The organism is Frankia sp. CoBUL1 (assembly GCF_978021245.1).
This window is the reverse complement of sequence record NZ_CDXDOS010000356.1, coordinates 1-2746: the sequence shown is the minus strand read 5'-3', so window position 1 is coordinate 2746 and position 2746 is coordinate 1. Positions and strand designations below refer to the sequence as shown.

The following is a 2746-nucleotide window of genomic DNA, read 5'->3' as shown; positions in this document are numbered from 1 at the left end:
ACCACGCGACCTTCGCGCAGCCCTGGCGCTGGAGTGCGCGCCCCGTTCCGGGGGTCGTCCAGTTCGGCAGCGGTGAGCCCGGTGGCGCTCAGGCGACTCGGTTATGAGGGGCGAATGAGGGCGCCCGCAAGCATGACCTGGGCTTCCGATATCTGGTCAGATCGGTCAGAGGAGCTCCGCGGCGTCGGTTCCGCGTCTGCCGGACTGCCACATGATGGCCAGCTCGGTACGTGACCGCACGCCGCACTTGGCGAGCACATGGGTGATGTGACGTTTGACGGTCCACTCCGAGATCCCGAGCTCCCGAGCGATCAATCTGTTGGGCCATCCATCGGCAACGTAGCGGGCGATTTCGTGCTCGCGGATCGACAAGACTATTCCCGCCGGCGCGACCTGATGTTCGAGGTGGCTGCGCAGCAGGTACGACAACGTCGGCCGAAGTCCCCGCAGGAGTTCGTGATCTCTATGATCGAAGGTGTGCCCGCCCGTCGCGACGACTCCGATGTAACCGTGAACGGGCAGCGAGGTATCCAGCCAGACGAGGATCTTGTCGCTGATGTCGTTTTGCGGCAAGAAATCCTCGAGGAATTCTCCGCATCTGTCGTTGCCGAGGGCCATCTCTGCCAGTTGCGGGAGCACGGCCTGGCCGTATTCCTGCATCAGTTGACGAGCGAACTTGTGCGCGAAGACATCTTGACCGGCATACCTGTCCAGGTAGCGTGCCATGAGCTCGGGAAGGATGCCACGAGTGCGGGGCTCGCTCAATTCCAGCTGCAATGACGGGTGGCGGCCGAGGGAGAAGGTGAGGTGCTCGTAGCCAAGGTGCGCCGAGAACGCGTCGAGGACGGCGCTACGGAAGGACGGTGACTCGGTCGCACCGACACAGTCGTTGATCACCGCGAGAGTGCGGCGGTAGTCCGCAGCTTCCAGCTCCACGACGGCCTCCAGCAAACATGCGTCCAGCGCGACGTTACCCGCCCGGAGAGACGCCACTTCCGAACGAATCACCATATCACTCGCCGCCAAGATTTTCAATGCCACCTAAGTGGCATTGAGGCGGACCTTCACGACAATCATTGTAGTGGTGTCGGTCACACTCTAGTCCAAGGTGAAATCCATGAAAGAGCATATCGTTACCGGGGCTTCGGGGGCACGACTACGAGTCCTCGAGCACAGCCCGGAAAAGGCGCCCACCGTCGTGCTGGTCCACGGCCTGTCGCTGAACGCGGGCGTGTGGGACCCGCTCGTTGCGCGGATCCAGAATTCGTTCCGCATCCTGGCGCCCGACCTTCGTGGGCACGGCCGCTCGGATGTACCCGAGGACGACACCTACGCGCTCAGCCGCACGTGGGCCGCGGACCTCGCGGCGGTTATCTCGCTCGCCGGACCGGGGCCGGTGGTTCTGGTGGCGTGGTCCTACGGCGGTCTGGTGGCTACCGACTTTCTACGCACCTACGGACAGTCCGGTCTGTCCGGACTGGTGTTGGTGTCCCCGTTGCGCAAGATCGGTAGCGCGGACGCCCTGGCGCTGTTGGGACCGGACTTTCTCGCGACAGCCGGTGGACTGACCTCGACCGACCTCGGCGAGGCGGTTCCCGCGGCGGGCGCGTTCGTCGATCTACTGCGCGCCGGGGACTGGGATCAGGCCACCCGCGAACGACTGCTCGGCGCCGTCCTCGCGGTACCGCCGCGGGTACGGGCCGCGATCCTCGGGCGCGTCAACGACGGCGATGAGGCGCTCGCCGAACTGACCATCCCCACCCGGGTCATCTACGGCAGCGACGACAACGTCATCATCCCGGCCGCCTTCGCCGAGTTGGACACCATCATTGCCGCGGCGACCGTGACCGCGTACCCCGGCGTGGGGCACATACCGTTCGTGGAGAACCCCACACGCTTCGACACCGAACTCACCGAGTTCGTCGGCACCCTTTCATCTGCCACTGCTGCCGTGCGCTGACCGCAGCATCCACCCGATTATTCGGCATGGTGGCGGACGCCGTGCCGTACCGAAGTTGGGCGAAGGTAAGGGCCCACCGGTGAACGCGGGTACGCATCCTGAAGAACGGCATTTATTCGACCGGTTCCGCACCTGCCCGTACCCGGTCAACGCTTTCAATCAGGACGTCTTCATGGCCTTCTTCGTGGGTCTTCTTCGTACTGGAGACGGACGGCCGCTAGAAACCAAGATGGAAAAGTAAACACCAATCAGAAAGGGAATCAATACCATGATCACTATTACCGTCGAGGAGCGGATTGCTCTGCAACGTGCGACCATCGAGGAGCACATTCGCCAGGAGAACGCCAAGGAGTGGGAGAAGGTCTACGACACCTTCGTGCGTGACGAGCGTTCCTTCTACGATGTCGTCCCCATGAGCACCCATTACGAAGGCATCCGGGGCGTGCAAGACTTCTACGAGGCGCTCACTGTCGCCTTACCAGACTTCGTCATCACCGTCACCGGAGAATACGACCTCCCCGGCTATTCCTGGCGAGAGGTGACTGTCACCGGAACGCATCGGAGCGAGTTCGCCGGTATCACTCCACAGAACCATGTGGTTCGCTTCGAAATCGCCGCACTCTACCTCTTCAGCGACGACAACCCCGGCAAGCTCATCGCCGAACGCGCGTACTGGGACAACGACTCGATCTTCCGCCAGATGAAGGGGGAGGCCGACGCCCCCCGCGGCGGAGTTGGCCTGACCGACCGCGAACCCATCCGCGCAACCATCGCATAACCCACATC

Annotated in this window: 4 protein-coding genes; 3 read left to right on the top strand and 1 reads right to left on the bottom strand. The window is 63.1% G+C overall.

Annotated elements, in window-relative coordinates:
* Positions 1-165: 165 nt before the first annotated feature.
* A complete protein-coding gene (locus tag AC08OX_RS16840) occupies positions 166-1041 on the bottom strand; it encodes a helix-turn-helix domain-containing protein (RefSeq protein ID WP_476608689.1) in 876 nt (291 codons plus the stop codon).
* 76 nt (positions 1042-1117) lie between these two features.
* Here AC08OX_RS16840 and AC08OX_RS16835 point away from each other — a divergent pair, with 76 nt between their 5' ends.
* The 3 genes from AC08OX_RS16835 to AC08OX_RS16825 all read left to right on the top strand — a co-directional run bounded on the left by AC08OX_RS16835 (position 1118) and on the right by AC08OX_RS16825 (position 2738).
* Complete coding sequence (locus tag AC08OX_RS16835; protein ID WP_476608688.1) at positions 1118-1960, top strand: alpha/beta fold hydrolase; 843 nt, start codon at positions 1118-1120, stop codon at positions 1958-1960.
* Between the two features lie 79 nt (positions 1961-2039).
* Positions 2040-2201, top strand: coding sequence for a hypothetical protein (locus AC08OX_RS16830; RefSeq protein WP_476608687.1), 162 nt, complete (start codon positions 2040-2042; stop codon positions 2199-2201).
* Between the two features lie 27 nt (positions 2202-2228).
* Positions 2229-2738 carry an ester cyclase gene (locus AC08OX_RS16825; protein ID WP_023840033.1) on the top strand — a complete coding sequence of 170 codons (510 nt, stop codon included), beginning with the start codon at positions 2229-2231 and terminating at the stop codon, positions 2736-2738.
* The last annotated feature ends 8 nt before the right edge of the window (positions 2739-2746 follow it).